Source organism: Micromonospora sp. WMMB482, assembly GCF_019038635.1.
Classification (GTDB): domain Bacteria; phylum Actinomycetota; class Actinomycetes; order Mycobacteriales; family Micromonosporaceae; genus Micromonospora; species Micromonospora marina.
Window position 1 is genome coordinate 2,795,927 of sequence record NZ_JAHOPD010000020.1, and the last position, 25,310, is coordinate 2,821,236.

23 protein-coding genes are annotated in these 25,310 nt (G+C 71.3%); 18 read left to right on the plus strand and 5 right to left on the minus strand.

Going from position 1 to position 25,310, the window contains the following annotated elements; genetic code table 11:
- Positions 1 to 6 precede the first annotated feature (6 nt).
- The 15 genes from KSK32_RS14220 to KSK32_RS14290 all read left to right on the plus strand — a co-directional run bounded on the left by KSK32_RS14220 (position 7) and on the right by KSK32_RS14290 (position 17,347).
- Positions 7 to 372 (plus strand): NADH-quinone oxidoreductase subunit A, encoded by a 366-nt coding sequence (locus KSK32_RS14220; protein ID WP_013283601.1) that lies wholly within the window; start codon positions 7 to 9, stop codon positions 370 to 372.
- Positions 373 to 383: 11 nt separating this feature from the next.
- Entirely contained in the window at positions 384 to 1,064 is a 681-nt protein-coding gene (locus KSK32_RS14225; RefSeq protein WP_013283602.1) for an NADH-quinone oxidoreductase subunit B family protein, read from the plus strand.
- A complete protein-coding gene (locus tag KSK32_RS14230) occupies positions 1,061 to 1,795 on the plus strand; it encodes an NADH-quinone oxidoreductase subunit C (RefSeq protein ID WP_216931654.1) in 735 nt (244 codons plus the stop codon). The genes KSK32_RS14225 and KSK32_RS14230 overlap by 4 nt, the downstream gene beginning before the upstream one ends.
- Positions 1,792 to 3,117, plus strand: a complete 1,326-nt coding sequence (locus tag KSK32_RS14235; RefSeq protein ID WP_018787808.1) for an NADH-quinone oxidoreductase subunit D — start codon at positions 1,792 to 1,794, stop codon at positions 3,115 to 3,117. The genes KSK32_RS14230 and KSK32_RS14235 overlap by 4 nt, the downstream gene beginning before the upstream one ends.
- A complete protein-coding gene (gene nuoE / locus KSK32_RS14240; protein ID WP_216931655.1) occupies positions 3,114 to 4,226 on the plus strand; it encodes an NADH-quinone oxidoreductase subunit NuoE in 1,113 nt (370 codons plus the stop codon). The genes KSK32_RS14235 and nuoE overlap by 4 nt, the downstream gene beginning before the upstream one ends.
- Positions 4,223 to 5,539 (plus strand): NADH-quinone oxidoreductase subunit NuoF, encoded by a 1,317-nt coding sequence (gene nuoF / locus KSK32_RS14245; protein ID WP_216931656.1) that lies wholly within the window; start codon positions 4,223 to 4,225, stop codon positions 5,537 to 5,539. The genes nuoE and nuoF overlap by 4 nt, the downstream gene beginning before the upstream one ends.
- Positions 5,539 to 7,980 carry an NADH-quinone oxidoreductase subunit G gene (locus tag KSK32_RS14250; protein WP_216931657.1) on the plus strand — a complete coding sequence of 814 codons (2,442 nt, stop codon included), beginning with the start codon at positions 5,539 to 5,541 and terminating at the stop codon, positions 7,978 to 7,980. The genes nuoF and KSK32_RS14250 overlap by 1 nt, the downstream gene beginning before the upstream one ends.
- Positions 7,977 to 9,332: an NADH-quinone oxidoreductase subunit NuoH gene (nuoH, locus tag KSK32_RS14255; protein WP_216931658.1), complete on the plus strand. Its 1,356-nt coding sequence runs from the start codon at positions 7,977 to 7,979 to the stop codon at positions 9,330 to 9,332. The genes KSK32_RS14250 and nuoH overlap by 4 nt, the downstream gene beginning before the upstream one ends.
- A 1-nt stretch (position 9,333) precedes the next feature.
- Positions 9,334 to 9,981 carry an NADH-quinone oxidoreductase subunit NuoI gene (gene nuoI, locus KSK32_RS14260; protein WP_216931659.1) on the plus strand — a complete coding sequence of 216 codons (648 nt, stop codon included), beginning with the start codon at positions 9,334 to 9,336 and terminating at the stop codon, positions 9,979 to 9,981.
- Positions 9,978 to 10,748, plus strand: coding sequence for an NADH-quinone oxidoreductase subunit J (locus KSK32_RS14265; protein ID WP_216931660.1), 771 nt, complete (start codon positions 9,978 to 9,980; stop codon positions 10,746 to 10,748). Before nuoI ends, KSK32_RS14265 begins: the two co-directional genes overlap by 4 nt.
- 55 nt (positions 10,749 to 10,803) lie before the next feature.
- The gene (nuoK, locus tag KSK32_RS14270) at positions 10,804 to 11,103 is read left to right on the plus strand and encodes an NADH-quinone oxidoreductase subunit NuoK (protein WP_013283611.1); all 300 of its coding nucleotides are present in this window, start codon (positions 10,804 to 10,806) and stop codon (positions 11,101 to 11,103) included.
- Positions 11,104 to 11,110: 7 nt separating this feature from the next.
- Positions 11,111 to 13,072, plus strand: coding sequence for an NADH-quinone oxidoreductase subunit L (gene nuoL / locus KSK32_RS14275; protein ID WP_216931661.1), 1,962 nt, complete (start codon positions 11,111 to 11,113; stop codon positions 13,070 to 13,072).
- 64 nt (positions 13,073 to 13,136) lie between these two features.
- The gene (locus KSK32_RS14280; protein ID WP_018787800.1) at positions 13,137 to 14,669 is read left to right on the plus strand and encodes an NADH-quinone oxidoreductase subunit M; all 1,533 of its coding nucleotides are present in this window, start codon (positions 13,137 to 13,139) and stop codon (positions 14,667 to 14,669) included.
- The gene (gene nuoN / locus KSK32_RS14285) at positions 14,666 to 16,219 is read left to right on the plus strand and encodes an NADH-quinone oxidoreductase subunit NuoN (protein ID WP_216931662.1); all 1,554 of its coding nucleotides are present in this window, start codon (positions 14,666 to 14,668) and stop codon (positions 16,217 to 16,219) included. Before KSK32_RS14280 ends, nuoN begins: the two co-directional genes overlap by 4 nt.
- Positions 16,220 to 16,306: 87 nt before the next feature.
- A complete protein-coding gene (locus tag KSK32_RS14290) occupies positions 16,307 to 17,347 on the plus strand; it encodes a polyprenyl synthetase family protein (protein WP_216931663.1) in 1,041 nt (346 codons plus the stop codon).
- A gap of 140 nt (positions 17,348 to 17,487) precedes the next feature.
- Here KSK32_RS14290 and KSK32_RS14295 read toward each other — a convergent pair whose 3' ends face one another.
- On the minus strand, positions 17,488 to 18,678 hold the full coding sequence (locus KSK32_RS14295) for an MFS transporter (protein WP_216931664.1): 1,191 nt from the start codon (positions 18,676 to 18,678) through the stop codon (positions 17,488 to 17,490).
- Positions 18,679 to 18,830: 152 nt separating this feature from the next.
- Between KSK32_RS14295 and KSK32_RS14300 the strand changes: the two genes are divergently transcribed.
- On the plus strand, positions 18,831 to 19,613 hold the full coding sequence (locus tag KSK32_RS14300) for an IclR family transcriptional regulator (protein ID WP_026268458.1): 783 nt from the start codon (positions 18,831 to 18,833) through the stop codon (positions 19,611 to 19,613).
- A gap of 116 nt (positions 19,614 to 19,729) precedes the next feature.
- Here the strand turns inward: KSK32_RS14300 and KSK32_RS14305 are convergent, their stop codons facing one another.
- Positions 19,730 to 21,856 carry a PhoX family phosphatase gene (locus tag KSK32_RS14305; RefSeq protein ID WP_216931665.1) on the minus strand — a complete coding sequence of 709 codons (2,127 nt, stop codon included), beginning with the start codon at positions 21,854 to 21,856 and terminating at the stop codon, positions 19,730 to 19,732.
- Between the two features lie 169 nt (positions 21,857 to 22,025).
- Between KSK32_RS14305 and KSK32_RS14310 the strand changes: the two genes are divergently transcribed.
- Together KSK32_RS14310 and KSK32_RS14315 are read left to right on the plus strand one after the other, a co-directional pair.
- Complete coding sequence (locus tag KSK32_RS14310; RefSeq protein WP_018787794.1) at positions 22,026 to 22,595, plus strand: sigma-70 family RNA polymerase sigma factor; 570 nt, start codon at positions 22,026 to 22,028, stop codon at positions 22,593 to 22,595.
- Entirely contained in the window at positions 22,592 to 23,281 is a 690-nt protein-coding gene (locus tag KSK32_RS14315) for an anti-sigma factor (RefSeq protein ID WP_216931666.1), read from the plus strand. Before KSK32_RS14310 ends, KSK32_RS14315 begins: the two co-directional genes overlap by 4 nt.
- Before the next feature lie 83 nt (positions 23,282 to 23,364).
- Here the strand turns inward: KSK32_RS14315 and rarD are convergent, their stop codons facing one another.
- The 3 genes from rarD to KSK32_RS14330 form a co-directional block, all read right to left on the minus strand.
- Positions 23,365 to 24,285, minus strand: a complete 921-nt coding sequence (rarD, locus tag KSK32_RS14320) for an EamA family transporter RarD (protein ID WP_216931667.1) — start codon at positions 24,283 to 24,285, stop codon at positions 23,365 to 23,367.
- Positions 24,282 to 24,770 (minus strand): GNAT family N-acetyltransferase, encoded by a 489-nt coding sequence (locus tag KSK32_RS14325; RefSeq protein WP_216931668.1) that lies wholly within the window; start codon positions 24,768 to 24,770, stop codon positions 24,282 to 24,284. The genes rarD and KSK32_RS14325 overlap by 4 nt, the downstream gene beginning before the upstream one ends.
- A 104-nt stretch (positions 24,771 to 24,874) precedes the next feature.
- Complete coding sequence (locus KSK32_RS14330) at positions 24,875 to 25,261, minus strand: phage holin family protein (RefSeq protein ID WP_216931669.1); 387 nt, start codon at positions 25,259 to 25,261, stop codon at positions 24,875 to 24,877.
- Positions 25,262 to 25,310: the final 49 nt, after the last annotated feature.

Sequence of the window (25,310 nt, forward strand, 5' to 3'; positions counted from 1 at the left end):
ACAACGATGACGCTCTCTCCTTACGCACCCATCATCGGGCTGTTCGCCCTCGCTGCGGCGTTCGCGCTGTTCTCCGTGGCCGCTGCCCGACTCGCCGGTCCGCGGCGTCTGAACAAGGCCAAGCTCGAGGCGTACGAGTGTGGCATCGAGCCGAGCCCGCAGCCGGTCGGCGGCGGCCGGTTCCCGATCAAGTTCTACCTGACGGCGATGCTCTTCATCGTCTTCGACATCGAGATCATCTTCCTTTACCCCTGGGCGGTCTCCTTCGACGCTCTGCCGATCTTCGGCTTCGTGGAGATGGTCCTGTTCATCGTCGCGGTCTTCGTCGCATACGCCTATGTCTGGCGGCGCGGCGGCCTGGACTGGGACTGAGGAGGTAGCAGATGGGCATCGAGGAGAAGCTCCCCTCCGGCGTCCTGCTCACCAGCGTCGAGAAGCTGGTCAACTGGACCCGGAAGACCTCGGTCTGGGGCGCCACGTTCGGTCTGGCCTGTTGCGCCATCGAGATGATGGCGGCGGGTGGCCCGCACTACGACATGGGCCGCTGGGGCATGGAGGTCTTCCGCGCCTCGCCCCGCCAGGCGGACCTGATGATCGTGGCCGGCCGGGTGAGCCAGAAGATGGCCCCGGTCCTGCGCCAGATCTACGACCAGATGGCCGAGCCCCGCTGGGTCATCTCGATGGGCGTCTGCGCCAGCAGCGGCGGCATGTTCAACAACTACGCCATCGTGCAGGGCGTCGACCACGTCGTCCCGGTCGACATGTACCTCCCCGGCTGTCCGCCCCGGCCGGAGATGCTCATCGACGCGGTGCTCAAGCTGCGCGAGAAGATCATGCACGAGCCGCTGGGCCCGAACGGCCGCAAGATGCTGGAGGCCCGCCAGGCGCGCGGTGACGTGCCGGTGGTGCCGTACGGCTCGATGCCGTCGTCGTACCGCAGCGACAAGGCCCGGCGTGCCGAGTGGACGAAGGCGGTCCGCGAGGGGCGTGAGGAGCAGCTGCGGATCGAGAACTGGATGAAGGCGCAGAACCACCTTCAGGCGTCGCATAGGGGCCCGAAATGACCACTCCGAACGACAAGACCAACGACGGCGGGGTGCCGGTACCCACCACCCCGGCCGGTGCCAGCTCGACCGCCCCGGCGGAGTACCCGCCGGCCAGCCCGGCCGGCCGGGGCATGTTCGGCAACCAGGGCACCGGTGACGTCTCCGGCTACGGCGGCCTGGTCCGCCCGCGCAAGCCGATCGAGGAGGCGGCCCGGCCGTACGGGAGCTACTTCGACGAGGTGCGGGACGCGCTGGAGGAGGCGTACCCGGACTTCGGCGACGCGATCGAGAAGGTCGTGGTCGACCGGGGCGAGCTGACCCTGCACGTCCGCCCGGAGCGGATCGCCGAGGTCTGCCAGGTGATGCGCGACGACCTCGCGCTGCGCTTCGAGCTGCTCTCGTCGCTGTCCGGCGTGGACTACCTGGGCGCGGAGCGCCGCCTGCACGTGGTGTACCAGCTCACCTCGATGACCTACCGGCGCATGGTCCGGCTGGAGGTCGCGGTCTCCGTCGAGCAGCCGCACGTCCCGAGCGTCACCGCCGTCTACCCGACCGCCGACTGGCAGGAGCGGGAGGCGTACGACATGTTCGGCGTCGTCTTCGACGGCCACCCCGCCCTGACCCGGATCCTCATGCCGGACGACTGGGAGGGGCACCCGCAGCGCAAGGACTACCCGCTGGGCGGCGTCCCCGTCGAGTACAAGGGTGCGGAGATCCCCCCGCCGGACCGTAGGAGGTCGTACCAATGACCACGTCGAACTACGCGACCGAGCGCGAGACGACCGAGGGCAAGGTCTTCACCGTCACCGGCGGGGACTGGGACGAGGTCGTCTCCGGCACGGACCCGATCAACGACGAGCGGATCGTCGTCAACATGGGTCCGCAGCACCCGTCCACCCACGGCGTGCTCCGGCTGGTCCTGGAGCTGGAGGGCGAGACGGTCCGCGAGGCCCGCTCGGTCGTCGGCTACCTGCACACCGGCATCGAGAAGAACCTGGAGTACCGCAACTGGGTCCAGGGCTCGACGTTCGTGACCCGGATGGACTACCTGTCACCGCTGTTCAACGAGACGGCGTACGCGCTCGCGGTGGAGAAGCTGCTCGGGATCACCGACGACATCACCGAGCGGGCCACCACCATCCGGGTGCTGATGATGGAGCTCAACCGGGTCTCGTCGCACCTGGTCTGGCTGGCGACCACCGCCATGGAGCTGGGCGCGATCAACATGATGCTGTACGGCTTCCGCGAGCGGGAGTACGTCCTCGACATCTTCGAGACCATCACCGGCCTGCGGATGAACCACGCGTACGTGCGGCCGGGCGGCGTGGCGCAGGACGTGCCGGACGACGCGATCCGCAAGATCCGCGACTTCCTCACGCTGATGCCGAAGCGGCTCAAGGAGTACGAGAACCTGCTGTCCGGCCAGCCGATCTGGCTGGAGCGTACGCAGCACGTGGCGGTGCTCGACGTGACCGCCTGCATGGCGCTCGGCGTCACCGGCCCGGTGCTGCGGTCCGCGGGCCTCGCCTGGGATCTGCGCAAGACCATGCCGTACTGCGGGTACGAGACGTACGAGTTCGACGTGCCGACCCACACCGACGGTGACGTGTGGGGCCGCTACCTGGTCCGGGTGGCGGAGATCCGCGAGTCGCTGAAGCTGATCGAGCAGGCGCTGGACCGCCTGAAGCCCGGCCCGGTGATGGTGTCCGACAAGAAGATCGCCTGGCCGGCGCAGCTGGCCATCGGCGTGGACGGCATGGGCAACTCGCTGGAGCACGTCGCCAAGATCATGGGTCAGTCGATGGAGTCGCTGATCCACCACTTCAAGCTCGTCACCGAGGGTTTCCGGGTTCCGCCGGGCCAGGTGTACGTCGGCATCGAGTCGCCCCGCGGCGAGCTGGGCGTGCACGCGGTGTCCGACGGCGGCACCCGGCCCTACCGGGTGCACTACCGGGAGCCGAGCTTCGTCAACCTCCAGGCCCTCCCGGCGATGGCCGAGGGCGGCCTGATCGCCGACGTGATCGCCGGCGGCGCCTCGCTGGACCCCGTGATGGGTGGTTGTGACCGATGAGCTTTTCCGAAACGACTCGCGCCCGGGCCCGGGAGATCATCGCCCGGTACCCGGCGGACCGGTCCCGCTCGGCGCTGCTGCCGCTGCTGCACCTGGTCCAGTCCGAGGAGGGCTACGTCTCCCCGGCCGGCGTCGAGTTCTGCGCCGAGGTGCTCGGGCTCAACAAGGCCCAGGTCGGCGCCGTGGCCACCTTCTACACCATGTACAAGCGCAAGCCCACCGGTGACTACCTGGTGAGCGTCTGCACCAACACCATGTGCGACGTGCTCGGCGGGCAGAAGGTCTACGACGCCCTCGCCGAGCACCTCGGCGTGGGGCACGAGGAGACCACCGCCGACGGGAAGATCACCCTGGAGCACGCCGAGTGCCTGGCGGCGTGCGACTACGGCCCGGTGATGACCGTCAACTACGACTTCTTCGACAACGTGGAGCCGCAGGCCGCGCTCGACGTGGTCGAGGAACTGCGCGCCGGCGGCCGGCCGATGCCGACCCGTGGGGCGCGGCTGTGCACGCTCAAGGAGATGGCGGTCCAGCTCGCCGGTTTCGCCGACGAGCGCGACGGCGCGGTGGCCGACGGCGGGCCGGGCGAGCCGAGCCTGCGCGGCCTGCGCCTGGCCGAGCAGCACGGCGTCTCGGTGCCGGGCTTCGACCCGAAGACCCCGATCCGCAGCAAGGCCGAGGCCGACCGGGCCGCCGCCGAGGCGAAGGCGAAGGCCGAGGCCGCGAAGCCGGCCCCCGCGCCCGAGCCGGCCAAGACCGCCGAGCCGGCCAAGCCCGAGGCGGCGACCGGCAGCACCGCGCCGGACGTGAAGGCGCCGGACGCCAAGTCGCCGCAGGTGCGTACCGCCGAGACCCGGCAGCCGGACGCGAGCACCCCGGTGCCGGACGCGCCCGGCACCAAGGTCCCGGTGGACGGCCCGGCCCCGGCGCCCCGCGACGCGCGGGCGGCGGAGGCGGCCGGCGTCGCGGCGAACCCGCCGGCCGGCGACGGCAAGCCCGCCGGCGACGCGGCCGGCGCGCAGGAGCGCAACCTCAAGGAAGCGGAGTCCGGTACGGGCGCGGACGGCGCCGACCCGGCGGACGCGAACGGATCGGGGGTCCGGAAGTGACCACTCCTCGGCCGGAGACGCTGGCCAAGCTCACGCCGGTGCTCACCAAGCGCTGGCTCTCGCCGGACGCGTGGCGGCTCGGCACCTACGAGAAGCTGGACGGCTACGCCGCCCTGCGCAAGGCGCTCAAGGCGCACCCGGACGACCTGATCCAGCTGATCAAGGACTCCGGACTGCGTGGCCGGGGTGGTGCGGGCTTCCCGACCGGTCTCAAGTGGGGCTTCATCCCGCAGGGCGACGGGAAGCCGCACTACCTCGTGGTGAACGCCGACGAGGGCGAGCCGGGCACCTGCAAGGACCTGCCGCTGATGACCCACGACCCGCACTCGCTGGTCGAGGGCGTCATCATCGCCTCGTACGCGATCCGGGCCAACCGGGCGTACATCTACATCCGCGGCGAGGCCGTGCACGCCGCCCGGCGGCTGCGCAGCGCGGTCGCCGAGGCGTACGCCAAGGGTTATCTCGGCCGGAACGTCCTCGGCTCGGGATTCGACCTGGAGCTGGTGGTGCACTCCGGCGCCGGGGCGTACATCTGCGGTGAGGAGACCGCGCTGCTGGACTCGCTGGAGGGTTTCCGCGGCCAGCCCCGGCTGCGCCCGCCGTTCCCGGCGACCCACGGCCTGTACGCCAGCCCGACCGTGGTCAACAACGTCGGCACCATCGCCAGCGTGCCGTACATCGTGCTCGGTGGCGCGGACTGGTGGAAGACGATGGGCACGGAGAAGTCGTCCGGCCCGATGATCTACTCGCTGTCCGGCCGGATCGCCGACCCCGGCCAGTACGAGTGCTCGATGGGCGTCACGCTGCGCGAGCTGATCGAGCTGGCCGGCGGCATGCAGCCCGGGCACAACCTGAAGTTCTGGACCCCCGGTGGCTCGTCGACGCCGCTGCTGACCGCCGAGCACCTGGACGTGCCGCTGGACTTCGAAGGGGTGGCGGGCGCCGGCTCGATCCTGGGCACCACGGCCACGCAGATCTTCTCCGACCAGGACTGCCCGGTGTACGCGACCTACCGGTGGCTGGAGTTCTACCACCACGAGTCGTGCGGCAAGTGCACCCCGTGCCGGGAGGGCAACTACTGGATGGTCCGGGTCTACCGGCGCATCCTGGCCGGCCAGGGCACCCACGAGGACCTGGACACCCTGCTCGACACCTGCGACAACATCCTCGGCCGCTCGTTCTGCGGTCTGGGTGACGGCGCGACCAGCTCGGTGACCTCGTCGCTGAAGTACTTCAAGCAGGACTACCTCGACTACATCGAGGGACGTACCGCGCCGAAGCTCTCCGACAAGTCTCTGGTGGGAGCCCACTAATGACCGACGTAGCCAAGCAGACCGAGACCGTCACGCTGACCATCGACGGCGTCGAGGTCACCGCGCCCAAGGGCGCGCTGCTGATCCGCGTCGCCGAGCAGCTCGGCACCGAGATCCCGCGCTTCTGCGACCATCCGCTGCTGGCCCCGGCCGGCGCCTGCCGGCAGTGCCTGGTGGAGGTGGAGGGCCAGCGCAAGCCGGTCGCCTCCTGCACCCAGACCGTCGCCGACGGCATGGTGGTGCGGACGCAGCTCACCTCCCCGGTCGCCAAGAAGGCCCAGGAGGGGGTGATGGAGCTGCTGCTCCTCAACCACCCCCTGGACTGCCCGATGTGCGACAAGGGCGGCGAGTGCCCGCTGCAGAACCAGGCGATGTCCACCGGCCGGACGGACTCGCGGTTCCACGAGCACAAGCGGGAGTACCCGAAGCCGCTGCCGATCAGCACCCAGGTGCTGCTCGACCGCGAGCGCTGCGTGCTCTGCCAGCGGTGCACCCGGTTCTCCGAGGAGATCGCCGGGGACAAGTTCATCGACCTGATGGGACGCTCCTCGCACGAGGAGATCAACATCTACCGGGACGAGGAGTACGGCGAGGAGGGCGACGAGGGGGACGTCCCGTTCAACTCGTACTTCTCCGGCAACACCGTGCAGATCTGCCCGGTGGGCGCGCTCACCGGCGCGCAGTACCGGTTCCGGGCCCGCCCGTTCGACCTGGTCTCCACGCCCAGCGTCTGCGAGCACTGCTCGGCCGGCTGCGCGCAGCGCACCGACTGGCGGCGCGGCAAGGTGCTGCGCCGGCTGGCCGGCGACGACCCGGCGGTGAACGAGGAGTGGAACTGCGACAAGGGCCGCTGGGGCTTCCAGTACACCCGCGCGTTCGACCGGGTCAGCACGCCGATGGTGCGCGACGAGAAGACCGGTGAGCTGCGCGAGGCGTCCTGGAGCGAGGCGCTGACCCGGGCCGCCGAAGGGCTGCGCGCGGCCCGCGACGGCGCGACCGGCACGGCGGTGCTGACCGGCGGCCGGCTCACCGTCGAGGACGCCTACGCGTACGCGAAGTTCGCCCGCATCGCGCTGCACACCAACGACATCGACTTCCGGGCCCGGCCGGTCTCCCGCGAGGAGGCCGACTTCCTGGCCAGCAGCGTCGCCGGGGTCACCGACGTGACCTACACGGACGTGGAGAACGCGCCCGCCGTGGTGCTGGTCGGCCTGGAGCCGGAGGAGGAGTGCCCGATCCTCTTCCTGCGGCTGCGCAAGGCGTACCTGAAGAAGAAGCTCACCGTGTACGCGCTCGCGCCGTTCGCCACCCGCGGCCTGGAGAAGCTCGGGGCGAAGCTCGCCCGGGTGATGCCCGGCGAGGAGGCCGGCGTGCTGGCCGAGCACGCCACTGTGGCCGAGGCGCTGGGGCAGCCCGGCGCGATCCTGATCGTCGGCGAGCGCCTGGCCGAGGTGCCGGGCGGGCTGTCGGCGGCGGCGGACATCGCCCGGCGTACCGGTGCCCGGCTGGTCTGGGTGCCGCGGCGCGCGGGTGACCGCGGCGCTGTCGACGCGGGCTGCCTGCCGAACCTGCTCCCCGGCGGCCGGGTCGTCACCGAGCCGGCCGCGCGCGCGGAACTGGGCGAGGCGTGGGACATCCCGGCCGGGGTGATCCCCAGCCAGGCCGGCCGCGACACCGACGGGATCCTCACCGCCGCCGCGAACGGCCGGATCGGCGCCCTGGTGGTGGCCGGCGTCGACCCGGCCGACCTGGCCGACCCGCGCCTGGCCGAGACGGCCCTGGACGCGGTGCCGTTCCTGGTCAGCCTGGAACTGCGGATGAGCGCGGTGTCCCGCCGCGCCGACGTGGTCCTGCCGGTCGCGCCGGTGGTCGAGAAGTCCGGCAGCTTCCTGGACTGGGAGGGCCGGCTGCGCACGTTCGAGAAGGTGCTGGACACCGGCGCGATGACCGACGCCCGGATCCTCGACGCGATCGCCGCGCAGCTCGACGTGCGGCTCGGCACCGGTGACGTGCCGAGCATCCGCCGCGAGCTGGGCGCGCTGCCGCGTACCCGGGTCGAGCGGCCGTCGGCGCCCTCGGTCGAGCCGGCCGCCGTGCGGCAGCCCGGACCGGGCGAGGCAGTGCTCGCCACCTGGCACCAGCTGATCGACCTGGGCAGCCTCACCGACGGCGACGAGCACCTCGCCGGCACCGCCCGCCCGCCGGTGGTCCGGCTCGGCAAGGGCACCGCCGAGGCGCTGGGCGTGGCCGACGGTGACCCGGTCACGGTGGGCACCGACCGCGGCGCGATCACGCTGCCGGCGGCGATCACCGAGATGCCCGACGGCGTCGTCTGGCTGCCGACCAACTCACCCGGCTCCACCGTGCGGCGCGGCCTCGGCGCGACGTCCGGCGACGTGGTGAGCGTCTCCGCAGCCGGGAACGAAAGGTGGGTGCAGTGAACCCGGTCATCCTCGCGGCGCAGGACCCGACGCTTGCCGACTTCGGCAAGGATCCGTGGTTGCTGGTCCTCGGCAAGATCCTGTTCGCGTTCGTCGTCGCCGTGGCGGCCACGCTGCTCGGCGTCTGGTTCGAGCGCCGGGTCGTGGGCCGCATGGCGGTGCGGCCCGGCCCCAACCAGGCCGGTCCGTTCGGCCTGCTCCAGACGCTCGCCGACGGCGTGAAGCTGGCCTTCAAGGAGGACATCCTCCCGCGCAAGGCCGACAAGGTCGTCTACTTCTTCGCCCCGGTGATCTCCGTGGTCTGCGCGGTCACCGCGCTGTCGGTGATCCCGTTCGGTCCGATGGTGAGCATCTTCGGGCACCGGACTCCGCTCCAGGTCACCGACGTGTCGGTGGCGGTGCTGGTGGTGCTGGCCTTCTCCTCGCTCGCCGTGTACGGCATCGTGCTCGGCGGCTGGGCCAGCGGCTCCACCTACCCGCTGCTCGGCGGTCTGCGCTCGGCGGCCCAGCTGGTCTCGTACGAGGTCACCATGGGCCTGAGCGTGGTCGCGGTGTTCATGACCGCCGGCACCATGTCGACGAGCGGGATCGTCGCCGCGCAGGGCGACGGCACGCGGCTGAGCATCGGCGGCTTCGAGATCGCCGCGCCCGGCTGGTACGCGATCCTGCTGCTGCCCAGCTTCGTCATGTTCTTCATCGCCATCGTCGGTGAGACGAACCGGGCGCCGTTCGACCTGCCGGAGGCGGAGTCGGAGCTGGTGGCCGGTTTCCAGACCGAGTACAGCTCGCTGAAGTTCGCGCTGTTCATGCTCAGCGAGTACGTCGCGATGGTGACCATGTCGGCGTTCACCGTGACGCTGTTCCTCGGTGGCTGGCACGCGCCGTGGCCGATCACGATCTGGTCGGGCGCCAACGAGGGCTGGTGGCCGATGCTGTGGTTCTTCGGCAAGGTCATCATGCTGGTGTTCGTCTTCGTCTGGCTGCGCGGCACGCTGCCCCGGCTCCGGTACGACCAGTTCATGCGCTTCGGCTGGAAGGTGCTGCTGCCGCTGAACCTGGTCTGGATCATGGTGCTCGCCGGGCTGCGGTCGATCGAGGACTGGCAGGCCCGGGACCGGCTGCTCGTCACCGCCGTCGGCGCGGGCGTGCTGCTGCTGGCCACGCTGTTCTGGCCGTCGCGGAAGAAGGAGCCGAAGCCGTCGCTCCAGGAGCAGGCGGACACCCGGCCGTACGGCAGCTTCCCGCTGCCGCCGATGGATCTTCAGGTTCCGCCGAGCCCGCGTACGAAGCGCGTGCTCGCCGAGCGGGAGCCGGCCAACGTCGTCGCCGGCCCGGACTCCAGGGAGGTGTGACGTGGGCGCGATCACCGGAACGTTCAAGGGCTTCGGTGTCACCTTCTCGCACATGTTCAAGAAGGTCGTCACCACCGACTACCCGTTCAAGCCGCCGGTCTCGGCGCCGCGCTACCACGGGCGGCACATCCTCAACCGGCACCCGGACGGGCTGGAGAAGTGCATCGGCTGCGAGCTGTGCGCCTGGGCCTGCCCGGCCGACGCGATCTACGTGGAGGGTGGCGACAACACCGAGGAGCAGCGCTTCTCCCCGGGTGAGCGGTACGCCAGCACATACCAGATCAACTACGCCCGGTGCATCTTCTGCGGGCTCTGCATCGAGGCCTGCCCGACCCGTTCGCTCACCATGAGCAACGAGTACGAGCTGGCCCGGGACAACCGGCAGGACCTGATCTTCACCAAGGAGCAGCTGCTCGCGCCGCTGCTCGAAGGCATGGAGCAGCCGCCGCACCCGATGCGGCTGGGCGACAGCGAGAAGGACTACTACGTCGGCGCGCTCACCAACCCGGGCACCTCGGCCGGTGCCGAGCGCTCGCCGATGGGCCCCGGCCGGTACCAGGTGGAGGAGCACCCCGGTGTGACCTTCCCCGGCGCCGAGCAGGCCGAGCAGCGGTCCGCCGCCGCGGCGGGCAAGGAGGACAAGGCATGACCTCGGCAACGGTGCTCGCCGCCGCCGGACAGGTGTCCGGGGGTGAGGAGGTCACCTTCTGGATCCTCGCGCCGCTGGCCCTGCTCGGGGCGGTCGGCATGGTGTGGGCCCGCAACGCGGTCCACTCCGCGCTCTGGCTGGTGCTGACCATGCTCTGCCTGGGCGTGTTCTACGTGCTCCAGGCCGGGCCGTTCATCGGCATGGTGCAGATCATCGTCTACACCGGCGCGATCATGATGCTGTTCCTGTTCGTGCTGATGCTCGTCGGCCGGGACGCGTCCGACTCGCTCATCGAGACGCTGCGCGGCCAGCGTGTCGCCGCCGTGGTCCTCGGGCTCGGCTTCGCCGGCCTGGTCGGCACCGGCCTCCACCGCGCGCTCGACGGCGTCCAGGCGGCCGGGCTCGACCAGGCCAACGCCGAGGGCAACGTGCAGGGCATCGCCCGGCTGCTGTTCACCAAGTACGTCTTCGCCTTCGAACTGACCTCGGCGCTGCTGATCACCGCCGCCGTCGGCGCGATGGTGCTGGCGCACGTGGAGCGGCGCAAGGCGGACCGGATGGACCAGATCGCCACCATGAAGGCGCGGTTCCGCCCCGGCAACTACCCCGGACCGAAGCCCGGCCCGGGTGTCTACGCCACGTCCTCCTCGGTGGCCACCCCGGCCCGTCTGCCCGACGGCCGGCTGACCGACCGCAGCATCCCGGAGATCATGCCGGTGCGTGAGCTGACGGCCGAGGAGACCGCACCGAAGGGGACTGATCGGTGAGCGCGAGGAGTGCAGCGAAGCGGAGCCCCGCAGTCGCGAACGAAAGGCTGGCACGGTGACCCCGGACTACTACCTCATCCTCGCGGCGGTGCTGTTCACCATCGGCGCCGTGGGCGTGCTGGTCCGGCGCAACGCGATCGTGCTGTTCATGTGCATCGAGCTGATGCTCAACGCGGCCAACCTGACCCTGGTCACGTTCAGCCGGATCAACGGCGACCTGAACGGCCAGATCATGGCGTTCTTCGTGATGGTGGTGGCGGCGGCCGAGGTCGTGGTCGGGCTCGCGATCATCATGGCGATCTTCCGGACCCGGCGCTCGGCCAGCGTCGACGACGCCAACCTGCTGAAGTACTGAGGGGCTCGTGGTGGAACAGATTCTGACGATCGCCCAGTCTGAGCCAGCCGAAGCCGTCACCTTCGCCACGGCGGACGGGATGCTGGGCAGTGTCTGGCTGCTGGTGGCGATCCCGCTGGTCAGCGCGGCGATCCTGCTGCTGCTCGGCAAGCGGGCCGACCGCTGGGGCCACTGGCTGGGCGTGGGCGCCATCGGCGCCGCCTTCGTGCTCGGGCTCACCTACTTCCTCCAGCTCCGCGGGCTGGAGAACAAGCAGGTTGAGCTGAGCCTCTGGGACTTCATGGCGGTCGGCGACCTGCGGGTGGACTTCGGTCTGCTCTTCGACCCGCTGGCCGCGGTCTTCGTCCTGCTGATCACCGGGGTGGGCTTCCTGATCCACCTCTACGCCGTGGAGTACATGGCGCACGACGCGGGCCGGCGGCTGTTCTTCGCGTACTTCAACCTGTTCGTCGCCGCCATGCTCCTGCTGGTGCTCGGCAACAACTACGTGATGCTCTACTTCGGCTGGGAGGGCGTCGGCCTGGCGTCGTACCTGCTGATCTCCTTCTGGTACGGGCGGCCCAGCGCGGCCACCGCCGGCAAGAAGGCGTTCCTGATGAACCGGGTCGGCGACGCCGGCCTGGCCATCGGCATCTTCATCATGTTCGCCATGCTCGGCACCACCCAGTACGACGAGGTGTTCAACGGGGTCGGCTCGCTGACCTCGACCACCGTGCTGGTGCTCGGCCTGCTGCTCCTGCTCGGCGCCGCCGGCAAGTCCGGCCAGTTCCCGCTCCAGGCGTGGTTGCCGGACGCGATGGAGGGCCCGACCCCGGTGTCCGCGCTCATCCACGCGGCCACCATGGTCACCGCCGGCGTCTACCTGATCGCCCGCTCCAACGCGATCTTCTCGGCCAACGAGACGCTCCAGCTCGTCGTGGTCAGCGTCGGCGCGCTCACGCTGCTGATGGGCTGCATCATCGGCGCGGCCAAGGACGACATCAAGCGCGTGCTGGCCTGGTCGACGGTGAGCCAGATCGGCTACATGTTCCTGGGCGTCGGTCTCGGCGGCGGCGCGTACGCGCTGGCCATCGTGCACCTGCTGGCGCACGGCTTCTTCAAGGCCAACATGTTCCTCGGCGCCGGCTCGGTCATGCACGGCATGAACGACCAGGTGGACATCCGCCGCTTCGGCGGGCTGTCCAAGTACATGAAGGTCACCTGGCTGACGTTCATGATGGGCTGGCTCGCCATCATCGGCATGTTCCCGTTCTCCGGCTACTTCTCCAAGGAGCCGATCATCGTGGCCGCGTTCGAGCGGGAGGGCTGGACGGCCTGGCTGTTCGGCATGGCCGCACTGCTCGGCGCCGGGCTCACCGCGTTCTACATGACGCGGCTGTTCGTGCTCACGTTCCACGGCCCGAAGCGCTGGACCGAGGACATCGAGCACCCGCACGAGTCGCCGAAGCTGATGACCGTCCCGCTGATCCTGCTGGCGATCGGCTCGGTCGGCGCGGGCTTCCTGCTCGCCACCTCCGTGCCGGACTGGCTCACCGCCACCAACGGTCTCGCCGCCGAGAGCGGGGAGCACGCGCCGGTGCTGGCGCACTGGCTGCTCACCGCGCTGTCGCTGCTGGTCACCGTGCTGGGCGCCGGGCTGGCCTGGTTCCTGTTCCGCGCCGGCACGGCCACCGAGCCGCAGCCGGCCGGCGTGGTGGTCACCGCCGCCCGCCGGAACCTCTACACGGACGCCTTCAACGAGGCGGTCTTCGAGAAGCCGGGCATCTTCCTCACCCGGGCGCTGGTGTTCCTCGACAACCGGGGCGTCGACGGGCTGGTCAACGGCTTGGCCGCCGCCGTGGGCGGGGGCTCGGGCCGGCTCCGGCGGCTCCAGACCGGCTTCGTGCGGTCGTACGCGACCTCGATCCTGACCGGCGCGCTGCTCGTGGTGGCGGCGTTCCTGGCGGTGCAGGCGGGGTGGCTGGCGTGATCGACAGCAACGCGGCCGCCCCCGCCGGCGGGCCACGCAGTCACGACGGAGGTAAGGCCGAATAATGTCCAACTTCCCGTTCCTCTCGGTGCTGACCGTGGCGCCGCTGGTCGGCGCACTGGTGGTGGCACTGCTGCCCCGCAGCCGCCCGGATCTGGCCAAGCTGGTGGCGTTCGGCTGGTCGCTGCTGGTGCTGGTGCTCTCGGTGGTGATGTGGTTCGCCTTCTCCACCGGTGGTGACCGGTTCCAGTTCCGCGAGTCGTACCCGTGGATCCCGAACTGGGGCGTGAACTTCACCTTCGAGGTGGACGGCATCGCGCTGGTCATGCTGATGCTGATCGCGATCCTGGTGCCGCTGGTGATCCTGGCGTCCTGGCACGACGCCGAGGCGTCGAAGCGCTCGGTGCCCGCGTACTTCGCGCTGCTGCTCGTCCTCGAGTGCACGATGATCGGCGTCTTCGCCGCCGCCGACGTCTTCCTGTTCTACGTGTTCTTCGAGGTCATGCTGGTGCCGATGTACTTCCTGATCGGCAGCTACGGCGGCCACCAGCGGCAGTACGCGGCGGTGAAGTTCTTCCTCTACTCGCTGGTCGGCGGTCTGTTCATGCTGGCCGCGGTGATCGGCCTCTGGGTGGTCGGCGGGAAGACCTTCGACTGGCAGACGCTGAGCCAGGCGGAGTTCGCCACCGACACGGCCCGCTGGCTGTTCCTCGGCTTCTTCGTCGCCTTCGCGATCAAGGCGCCGTTCTTCCCGTTCCACACCTGGCTGCCGGACGCCGGTGGCGCGGCTCCGGCCGGTGCCGCCGCGCTGCTGGTCGGCGTGCTGGACAAGGTCGGCACGTTCGGCATCCTGCGTTACTGCCTCCCGCTGTTCCCGGAGGCGTCGCGGTGGTTCGCGCCGTGGGCGCTGGCGCTCGGCGTCATCGGCATCATCTACGCCGCGCTGCTGGCGGTCGGCCAGAACGACCTGAAGCGGCTGGTGTCGTACACCTCGATCGCGCACTTCGGGTTCATCGGCGTCGGCATCTTCGCGTTCACCACCCAGGCCGGCACCGGCGCGGTGCTCTACATGCTCAACCACGGTCTGGCCACCGGCCTGCTGTTCCTCGTGGTCGGCATGCTGATCGCCCGGCGCGGCTCGGCGCTGATCAGCGACTTCGGCGGCGCCGGGAAGCTGGTGCCGGTGCTCGCCGGTGTGCTCTTCTTCGCCGGTCTGGCCTCGCTGGCGCTGCCGGGCACCGCGCCGTTCGTCTCGGAGTTCCTGGTGCTGATCGGCACGTTCACCGTCAACAAGCCGGTCGCGGTGATCGCCACGCTCGGCATCATCCTGGCGGCGGCGTACGTCCTGTGGATGGTGCAGCGCACCACGCAGGGCACGTTGAACCCGGCGCTGACCGAGGTCGAGGGCATGCGCCGCGACCTCACCCTGCGCGAGAAGGTGGTCGTCGCGCCGCTGATCGCGCTGATCGTGCTGCTCGGCTTCTACCCGAAGCCGGTCACCGATGTCATCAACCCCGCCGTCCAGGCGACCATGCAGGACGTCGGCAAGTCCGATCCCGCCCCTGAGGTCGGCAGCGTCCAGGAGGCCGCAAAATGACCGAGCTCAAGCTGCCGTCGATCGACTACGCGGCGCTCGCTCCCATCCTGATCATGCTGGGCGCGGCGCTGCTCGGGGTCCTGGTCGAGGCGTTCGTGCCGCGCCGCCTGCGCAACGTGGTGCAACTCGGGCTCGCCCTGGTGGCGATGCTCGCCGCGATCGTCATGGTGATCCTGAACGCCGACGACCGGCTGATCACCGTCGGCGGCGCCATCGCGATCGACGGGCCGACGCTGTTCCTCCAGGGCGCCATCCTGGTGCTCGCAGTGATGGCGCTGCTGCTGGTCGGCGAGCGCACGGTGGAGCGGGGCGGCGCCTTCGTGGCGCACGCCGCCGTCACCGCCGAGTCGGCGGAGGACCGGCGGCAGGCCGAGGGCGTCGGTGGCGCCACCGAGGTCTACCCGCTGATGTCGTTCGCGATCGGCGGCATGCTGATCTTCGTGGCGGCCAACGACCTGCTGACCATGTTCATCGCGCTGGAGGTCTTCTCGCTGCCGCTCTACCTGCTCTGCGCGCTGGCCCGCCGCCGGCGTCTGCTGAGCCAGGAGGCGGCGCTGAAGTACTTCATGCTCGGCGCGTACGCCTCAGCGTTCTTCCTGTTCGGTGTCGCCCTGATCTACGGCTTCACCTCGGGGATCCCGGGTCGCGGGGCGGGTGTCGACTTCGCCACCGTGCACGCCGCGGTGACCGATTCGCCGTCCAGCCCGGTACTGCTGTTCGCGGGCATGGCGCTGCTCGCCATCGGCCTGCTGTTCAAGGCCGCCGCCGCGCCGTTCCACGTCTGGACGCCGGACGTCTACCAGGGCGCGCCGACCCCGATCACCGGCTTCATGGCGGCCTGCACCAAGGTCGCGGCGTTCGGCGCGCTGCTGCGCGTCTTCCACGTCGCGTTCGCCGGGGCCTCCTGGGACTTCACGCCGGTGCTCGGCGCGATCGCGGTGCTGACCATGCTGGTCGGCGCGGTACTGGCGGTCACCCAGACCGACATCAAGCGCCTGCTGGCGTACTCGTCGATCGCGAACGCCGGCTACCTGCTCGTCGGTGTGCTGGCGCCGAGCCGTGAAGGGCTCTCCGGCACCATGTTCTACCTGGCCGCGTACGGCTTCTCGGTGCTCGCCGCGTTCGCCGTGGTGACGCTGGTGCGCGACGCCGACGGGGAGGCCACCCACCTGTCCCGCTGGGCCGGGCTGGGCCGCCGCTCGCCGTTCTTCGCGGCGATCTTCACGTTCATCCTGCTGGCCTTCGCCGGTATCCCGCTGACCAGCGGCTTCACCAGCAAGTTCGCGGTCTTCGGCCCGGCCCTGGAGGCCAACCAGGCGTGGCTGGTGATCGCCGGCGTGCTGACCAGCATGGTGCTGGCCTTCCCGTACCTGCGGGTCGTGGTGATGATGTGGCTGTCCGAGCCGGGCGAGTCCACTCCGACGGTGACCGTGCCGGGCGCGCTCACGTCGGCCGCGCTGGTCATCGGCGTGCTCGCCACGCTGGTCCTCGGCGTGGTGCCCGGCCCGCTGCTCGACCTGACCACCGGTGCCGCCGAATTCGTCAGATGACAACGGTGATCCCACCGGGGGCCGGCACGCCGTGGCGTGCCGGCCCCCGGCGTATCCCCGTCGACGAGCAGGTCGAACGGGTGTGGCATGGTTGAGGACGTGGCGAACCCGGCTGGCGAGCGTTCAGGTCAGTTCGGCGCGCTCGGCCTGCACCTCGCCGACCCGCGCGTCGAAGCCTCAGTGCTGGGCGTGCTCGACCGGGTCGAGGCGAGCCTGCGGGCGAGCGTGGCGAGCGCCGACCCGCTGGTGACCAAGGCGTCCCGCCATCTGGTCGAGGCCGGCGGCAAGCGGTTCCGCCCTCTGCTGGTGGCGCTCGGCGCCCAGTTCGGCGACCCGGACGCCGCCCAGGTCGTCCCCGCCGCCGTGGTGATGGAACTCACCCACCTGGCGACCCTCTACCACGACGACGTCATGGACGAGGCCGCAGTGCGTCGTGGCGCCCCGAGCGCCAACTCCCGCTGGACCAACTCGGTGGCCATCCTGGTCGGCGACTACCTCTTCGCCCGGGCCGCGGACATCGCCGCCGACCTGGGCCCCGATGCGGTACGCCTCCAGGCGCGCACGTTCGCCCGGCTGGTGCACGGCCAGATCGCCGAGACGGTCGGCCCGCGCGACACCGACCCGGTCGCGCACTACCTGCACGTGATCGCCGAGAAGACCGGCTCGCTCATCGCCACCTCGGCCCGCTTCGGTGGCATGTTCGGCGGCGCGGCGCCCGCGCACGTCGAGGCCCTGGCCGAGTACGGCGAGATCATCGGCGTCGCGTTCCAGCTCTCCGACGACCTGCTGGACATCGCCAGCGAGTCGGTCCAGTCCGGCAAGACACCCGGCACCGACCTGCGCGAGGGCGTACCCACCCTGCCGGTGCTCTACGCGATGGCCTCCGACGACGCGGACGCGGCGAGCGTACGGCTGCGCGAGCTCCTGGCCACCGGCCCGCTGGTGGACGACGCCCTGCACGCCGAGGCGCTGGGCCTGCTGCGGGAGTCCCCGGCGCTCAAGCGTGCCCGGGAGACGGTGCGCAGCTACGCCGAGGACGCACGGGCCCGGCTGGCTCCGCTCCCCGAGGGCCCGGCGCGTCGCGCGCTGGAGTCGCTCTGCGACTACATCGCCGACCGCACCAGCTGACCCCCACTCTCCCTCGCCCGCTCGGGCTCTCACCGCCCGTCCGGGCTCTCGTGGATCATGAAGTTGACGGTCGCCCACCCGGCGTGTCGCGCCGCTAACTTCATGATCGTCGCGACGGGGCTCGGGGTCGGGGCGGACGGTCAGGGAAGAGCGGGGGTGGGGCGCAGGAGGCGGGCGCCCAGCAGCATCAGGAGGGCGGCCAGGAGCATCGCTGCGGCGGCCGTGAGCCACATCGCCGGGTAGCCCGCCGCTCCGGCCAGCGCGCCCAGCCCGAGCGGGCCCAGACAGCCGCCCGCGTACACGCCGGTCTGGGTGATCGAGGTGGCGGCGGCCGGGGCCTGCAGGTGGAGGCGGACCACGGCGAAGTTCATCAGCCCCGGCCAGGCCCAGCCGAGACCGAAGCCGAGCACCACGCCCACGACCAGCGGTGCCGAACCGCTCACCGCGAGCAGGATCAGGCCGATCGAGCCGGTCAGCAGCATCCCGGCGATCAGCCCGACGTGCCCGCTGGTGCGCCGGTCGGCCAGCCAGCCGACGCCGACCCGGGCGAGCACGCACACCACGCTGCCCAACGTCAGCGTCAGCCCGGCCAGGCCGGGGGAGAGGCCCCGCGCCGCCGACGAGTCGACCAGGAACGTGCCGAGGGCGTTCGCCGCGGCGGCCGCGAGCGTCGCGGCCACCCCGATCACCACGAGCGGGCCGGTGCCGCCGGGACGGCGGCCGGAGGCGGTCCGGGCCCGCCGGTCCCGCCCGGACCGGGGTACGGCCGGCAGCGCCGCGAGCGCGGCCACGGCGGCCGCCACGAACGCCCAGCGCCAGCCGGCGGTGAGCGCGACTGTGGGTACCGCCAGACCGGCCAGCAGCGTGGCGGCCGGTACGGCGGCCTGCTTCACGCCGAACGAGAGGCCCTGCCGGTGGGCGGGTACGTGCTCGGCGAGCGCGGCGTTGCTGGCGAGCTGCCCGAGGGCGTTGGCGGCGGCGCTGAGGGCCAGCAGCGCCACCAGGACCGGATACGACCGGGCGAGCCCGGCCACGGCGAGCAGCGAGGCGGCGGAGAGCAGGACGGCGGCCCGGGCGACCGGTGCCGGGCCGAAGCGCTCGACCAGGGTGCCGGAGGGCACCGATGCGAGCGCGCTCACGCCGAAGTAGATCGAGACGGCCAGGCCCAGCCCGGCCGGGCTGAAGCGGAGTTCGTCCGCGAGCTGGACGGCGAGCCCACCGACCAGGAAGACGGGCAGGACGCACACGATCGTGGTGAGCGTGGCGCCGGCGCCGACCGTGACGGCGTGGCGGGACGCCGGAGGGGCGGCTCGCGAAACTGTTTCAGTCATCGCGAGCACACCTTACGCCGAACGTTTTGGCTGCTCATCGTGTCCGTCGACACACGTTCCGTGTCCGGTCTTCTGGCATCCTCCATCCGAACAGGCATTTCGCACTCGGCCGGTTTTTCATATGGTGTAAGTCCCCGGCGGCGGAGGTGGTTGTGCGCGACCCCTTGGCGGAACCCTCGGACCTGATCCGCAGCGTGTCACGCGCGCTTCGAGTCCTTGAGTCGGTCGGCCGTGCGCCGAGAGGGCTCACCGTGAAGCAGATCGCCCGGCGCTGCGAGCTGACCGTCGCCACCACCTACCACCTGGTGCGCACGCTCGCGTACGAGGGCTACGTGATCCGGCGCGAGGACGGGACGTACATCGTGGGGTTGGAGGTGGCCGACCGCTACCGCGAGCTGGTCACCGCGTTCCGGGGGCCGCCTGCGGTGGGCGAGGCGCTGCGCCGCGCGGCGTCGGACACCGGCTGGAGCCACTACCTCGGCCGTTTCGTCGGCGGGCAGGTGGCGGTGACCGCGTCCGCCGAGGGGCCGCGCTCGCCCTACATGGAAGACCTGGTGCCGGGCTTCGACGAGGGCGCGCACGCCACCGCGCTCGGCAAGAGCCTGCTCGCCACGCTCACCACCGAACAGCGTTTCCGCTACCTGCGCGAGTACGGCATGCGCCCGTTCACCACCGCCACCCTCACCACGGTCGAGGCGTTCGAGGCCGACCTGGCCGCCGGGGACCGGCGTGGCATGCAGCTGGAGCTGGGGCAGTTCCGGCAGGGCGTGGCGTGCGCCGCGGTGCTCGTGGCCCCGGACAAGGACATCGAGCGCCGGGTGGTGCTGGCCTGCGCGCTGCCGGCCGGCGAGATGATGACCTCCGCCCGGGTGGTCCGCGCCAAGCTGCTCACCGCCGCCCGCGCCATCGCCGACGGAATCGCCTCGGAGAACTGACGAGCCGCACGCCGTCGCCGGCGGCATCGCCGCCGAGAACTGACGCGGGGCCGCCGACCCGGTGGGTCGACGGCCCCGCGCGGAGCGGTCCAGCGCCGGACCGCTCCCGGGATGGGTCAGCTACCGACCGGGCCGCCGTCGAGGCGCCAGGTGACCACCACGCCGGGCTTGGCGAAGTCGCCGTCCGGCCAGGTGGAGGCGGGGTTCTCCACCGACGCGCCGGTGACCTCGCCCGGGTGCTGCACGGCCACGAACACCGAGCGGTTGTCGCCGGTGATGAACGGGCCGCAGGTCTCCGCGCCCAGCGGCACGGTGAGGAACTGCTTCAGGTGGCCCCGCTCCGGACCCTCGACAGCCGTGGCGAACAAGCCGTCGTTACTGCCCAGCGCGTTGCCGTCGGTCGAGATCCACAGGTTGCCGGTGGCGTCGAAGGCGACGTTGTCCGGGCAGGAGATCGGCGAGACCTTCGTCTTGTCGTACCCGGCGAAGTAGGTGGAGGCGTCGGCCGGATCGCCGCAGACGATCGGCAGCGACCAGGCGAAGGTCTCGGCGGTGTTGTCGCCGCGGTCCTCGACCAGCTCCAGGATCTGCCCGTGCCGGTTGCTGTTGCGCGGGTTCGCCTCGTCGGCTGGGGCCTTGCCGGCCTTGCCGCGGTCGCTGTTGTTGGTCAGCGCCACGTAGACCTTGCCGGTGAGCAGGCTCGGCTCCACGTCCTCGGGCCGGTCCATCTTGGTCGCGCCGACCTTGTCCCCGGCCAGCCGGGTGAAGGTGAGCACGTCCGCGGCGGTCATGCCGTCGACGTACGAGCGGTTGCCGCTGACCAGCTTGATCCAGCGGCCGCGGCCGCCGAACCCGCCGTCGGCCGGGAGCGTGCCGGAACCGTCGATCTCGGCGGCCGGGCTGTCGCCCTCGATCTTCGCGACGTAGAGCGTGCCCGACTCCAGCAGCGTCAGGTTGTGCCGCCGCGCCACCGAGGACCTGCCCGGCATGAACTTCTTGTCCGAGACGAACTTGTAGAGGTAGTCGAAGCGCTCGTCGTCGCCCATGTACGCGACCACCCGGCCGTTGCGCGCCACGATGACGTTCGCGCCCTCGTGCTTGAACCGGCCCAGCGCGGTGTGCTTGCGCGGCTTGGCCTGCGGGTCGAACGGGTCGATCTCGACGACCCAGCCGAACCGGTTCGCCTCGTTGGGGTGCTTGGCCAGGTCGAACCGCTCGTCCGCCCGCTCCCACTTGCGGCTGCCGCTCGGGTGGCGCACGTCGGTCGGGATGCCGTACCGGGCCAGCTTCGGCTTCTGCTCCTCCGGCGCGCCGTCGCCGCCGACGAAGTACTGGTTGAAGTTCTCCTCGCCGGAGAGCACGGTGCCCCACGGGGTGACGCCACCGGCGCAGTTGTTGAGCGTGCCGATCACCGTCCGGCCCTTCGGGTCGGCGGCGGTACGCAGCCACGCCGAGCCTGCGGCCGGGCCGGTCAGCTCGAACTTCGTGGCCAGCGCGGTGACCCGGCGGTTGTACTCGCGCCGGCCGCGTCGTACCGGCTGCCACTGCCCGGTGTTCTCCACCCGCTCCAGCTCCACCACGGACATGCCGTGCGCGGCCATCGCCACCCGCACCTGCTCCACCGTGAGCGCGTCCTGGCTGGTGAAGCCGGGGAACATCAGATCCTCGTTGGTGTACTCGTGGTTCACCACGAGCAGCGCGCGCCGACGGTCGATCGGGAGTACGCCGACGAAGTCGTTGTTGTAGCCGAACTGCTTGGACTGGGCGGCGGCGGTCTGCCGGCCGAGGCTGAACGCGGGCGCGCCGGGCACGACCTCGTCACCCCAGCGGATCACCACGGAGTGGTCGTACCCGTTCGGGACCACGAGGGTGTCGAGCTTGTTCGGCGGGATCGGCTTGAACGTCAGCGCGCCGCTACCCGGGCGGCCCGCTCCGGCAGCGGCGACCTCGCCGCCGCCGGGTGCGGGCGGGGCGGCGGGGGCCGCGGCGGCCGGCGCGGCGCCGGCGAGCGCGCCCGCGGCGGCGCCGCCGAAGCCGAGCACCAGCGCGCCGACCGCGCCGGCGCGGACCACGCCGCGCCGGGAGATCTCGGTGTCGACCACGTCGCCGAAGTACGGGTTGTCGGTCGGGTTGGGCACCGGGTGGTCACACGCGTTGCCGCACCGGTACAGACAGGTCATCGCGTCGCGGCTGCCGTGGCGGGTGCCACCCAGCAGCGGAAGCAGGCGAGGCCGGTCGCTCATGAGGTGGAGCCTCCTGATCTCAACGTCGGAAGGCGCACGGCTGATCGGCCCGCGCGCTCACCCGCCGGACGCTGCCAGGGCACGGTGAGCGGCGATCGGCCCGGACCTGAACCGGACGTGAACAGCTCCGCGCTGACCTGCGGATGAACCGTTCGGCGTTACGGCACGTATGGAAGGGCGAACGCATCGCCGGTTTCCCCGCCGCCGGAAGCGAGGTACCGCCATCAGCGACCACGACGCCCAACTGCTGCGTGCCCTGCACGACGAGCATGCCGACGCGCTGTACGCGCACGCCCTGCGGCTGGTGAACGGCGATCGGACGCGCGCCGAGGACCTGGTGCAGGAGACGCTGCTGCGTGCCTGGCGGCACCCCGAGTCGCTGGACCCGCGGCGCGGCTCGGTACGCGCCTGGCTGTTCACCACGGCGCGGAACCTCGCGATCGACGCGTGGCGGCGGCGCTCGGCCCGGGTGGGCGAGGTGTACACGGACGAACTGCCGGAGACCGCCGAGACGGTCGACGAGACCGAGCGCGCGGTGGAGGCGTGGACCGTCGCGGAGGCGCTCAACCGGCTCAGCCCGACCCACCGGGAGGTGCTGGTCGAGTGCTTCTACCAGGGGCGTTCGGTGGCGGAGGCGGCGGCGCGGCTGGGCGTACCGCCGGGCACGGTGAAGTCGCGTACCCACTACGCGCTGCGCTCACTACGGTTGGCGCTGGCCGAGATGGGGGTGACCGGATGACACGCTGCGAGTTCGCGCACGACGACGGGGCGTACGTGCTCGGCGCCCTCGCCCCGGCGGACCGGGTCGCCTACGAGCGGCACCTGGCCGGGTGCGCGCAGTGCCGGGAGGCGGTGGCCGAGATCGCCGTGCTGCCCGGTCTGCTGGGGCGGCTCGACCCGGCCGGGCTGGAGCAGTTCCTGGAGGTCGGGCCGGAGACGTCGCGGGTGCCCGCGCTGCTCGACGCCGCGCGCGAGCGCAAGCGCCGAGACCGGTCCCGCTCCCGCCGGCGGTACGCGCTGACAGCGCTCGCCGCCGCCGCGCTCGCCGTGCTGGCGGGCGTCGGGGTGGGGCTCGTGCAGTCGCCGGCCGAGCCGGCCAAGCCGCCGGTGACGCTGGCCTCCATGCGGCCGGTGGCCGGTACGGTGCCGGTGCACGCCGAGGTGGGGCTGACCGAGACGCCGTGGGGCACCGAGGTCACCATGCACTGCGGGTACGACAGGCGGGCCGGGCACCGGGAGGCGTACACGTTCCGGCTGGTGGCGCACGGCCCGGACGGCGCGACGGAGCAGATCGGCTCGTGGCTCGCCGCCCCCGGCGACGACCTGCGCTTCTCCGGCGTGACCCGCTTCACCAAGGGTGAGCTGGTCCGCCTGGAGCTGCTCCGAGGCGCGAATTCCCCCGTCCTGGCCTACGACCTCCGCTGAGGCCCTTTCTCCCCGGCGATCTTGCACTTGCGGCCCTCGGCGCGGGTGTTGTCACCCGTTTCGCCGGGGCGGCAACTGCAAGATCAGCGGGGAGAAAGGATGGGGGGCGCGGTGCGGGCGGCCTGGCGGGTGCGGTGGGAGTGGCGCAGGGCGTCGGCGGTGAAGACCACCAGGGCGAGCCAGACCAGGGCGAATCCGGCCAGCCGGGCCGGCGGCATCGGCTCGTGGAAGATCAGCACGCCGCAGCCGAGCTGGAGGATCGGGGCGAGGTACTGGAGCATGCCGACAGTGGACAGCGGCAGCCGGTTCGCCGCCCCGGCGAACAGCAGCAGCGGGATCGCGGTGGCGGCGCCGGCGAGCACCAGCAGCCCGGTGTGCCCGGCCGAGACGTGCCCGAACGTCGAGTCGCCGCGCGCCGACAGCCACCCCAGGTACGCCATGGCGGGCAGCGCCAGCACCGCCGACTCGACGAACAGCCCTTCCGTGGCGGGCAGCGCGAGCCGCTTCTTGACCAGGCCGTAGCCGGCGAAGCTGAACGCCAGGGTGAGCGCCAGCCAGGGCAGGCGGCCGTAGTCGACGGTGAGCACCGCCACCGCGAGCGCGCCGACGCCGAGTGCCGCCCACTGTGCCCGGCGCAGCCGTTCCCGCAGCACGAGCACGCCGAACAGCACCGAAACCAGCGGGTTGATGAAGTAGCCGAGCGCCGTCTCCACCACCCGGTCGGAGTTCACGCCGTAGATGTACGTGCCCCAGTTGACGGCGATCAGCGCGGCGGCGAGCCCGATGCCGGCGAGCGCCCGGGGCCGCCGGGCCAGCTTGCGCAGGAAGTCGGCGTGCCGCGTGGCGGCCAGCAGCAACGCCACGAACGCCACCGACCAGAGGATCCGGTGCGCGAGGATCTCCACCGGCCCGGCCGGGCGCAGCAGCTTCAGGTAGAGCGGGAAGAAACCCCAGATCAGGTACGCGCCGACGCCGTACAGGTAGCCGAGCCGGAGCTGGTTCACCGCTCCACAGTAAGTGGTGAACCGCTCTCCTGGTCCTTATCGGTGACCGGCGTCACCCGCTGATCCAGCTCCATCCACCGATCCGCCGCGACCGGCCGGAAGCCGATCTTCGCGTAGACCCCGTGCGCGTCCAGCGTGGCCAGCAGGATCCGGGGTACGCCCAGCTCGCCCAGGTGGTCGCGGACCGCTCCGGCCAGCCAGGTGCCGAGCCCGCGACCCCGTTCGGCCGGGTCCACGTACACGTCGCAGAGCCAGGCGAACGTGGCGCCGTCGGTGACCACCCGCGCGACCGCGACCTGCCGTCCGTCGGCCAGCCGGTAGACGCCGAAGCCGACCGAGCCGGCGAAGGCGCGCACCACCGTCTCCCGGTCCCGCCCCAGCGCCCAGTACGCGTCGGTGGCGAGCCAGACGTGCACCCGGTCCAGGTCGATCCGGTCCGGGTCGGTGCTGATCTCGTAGCCGTCCGCGCGCGTCACTGTGAACACTCGGCCGAGGCTAGTACCCCCGCCCCGCACCCTCGCCAGCCAATTCTCCGCTGCTGGCCTGGTGGCCCCGGCCGGTCGCCACGGCGGCCGGCCGGGGCCCGATGTCAGTCGCGGTCGAGGACGGCGCCGAGGATCCAGGTGACGATGCCGACGAAGAGCGCACCCAGCACCGCCTCCGGCCAGAACCCGTCCACGTGGAAGGGCAGTCCGGCCTCACCGGCGATCCAACTGGTGAGCAGGAAGAGCAGGCCGTTCACGACCAGCGCGATCAGGCCGAGGGTCAGCAGGTAGAAGCCGCACCCCACGGTCTTGATGATCGGCTGGAGCACCGCGTTCACCACGCCGAAGATGACCGCGACGAGCACCAGCGTGATCACCGTCTCGGTGGCCGAGCCGGAGTCGAGCGAGATGCCCGGGATGAGCAGGGTGGCGAGCCAGAACGCCACCGCCGTCGAACCCACGCGAATCAGAAGACCCTTCAGGAAACCCATGGCCGGGATCGTGCCACGGCCGTACCACCAGGGGAAGTCGCGTGGCCCG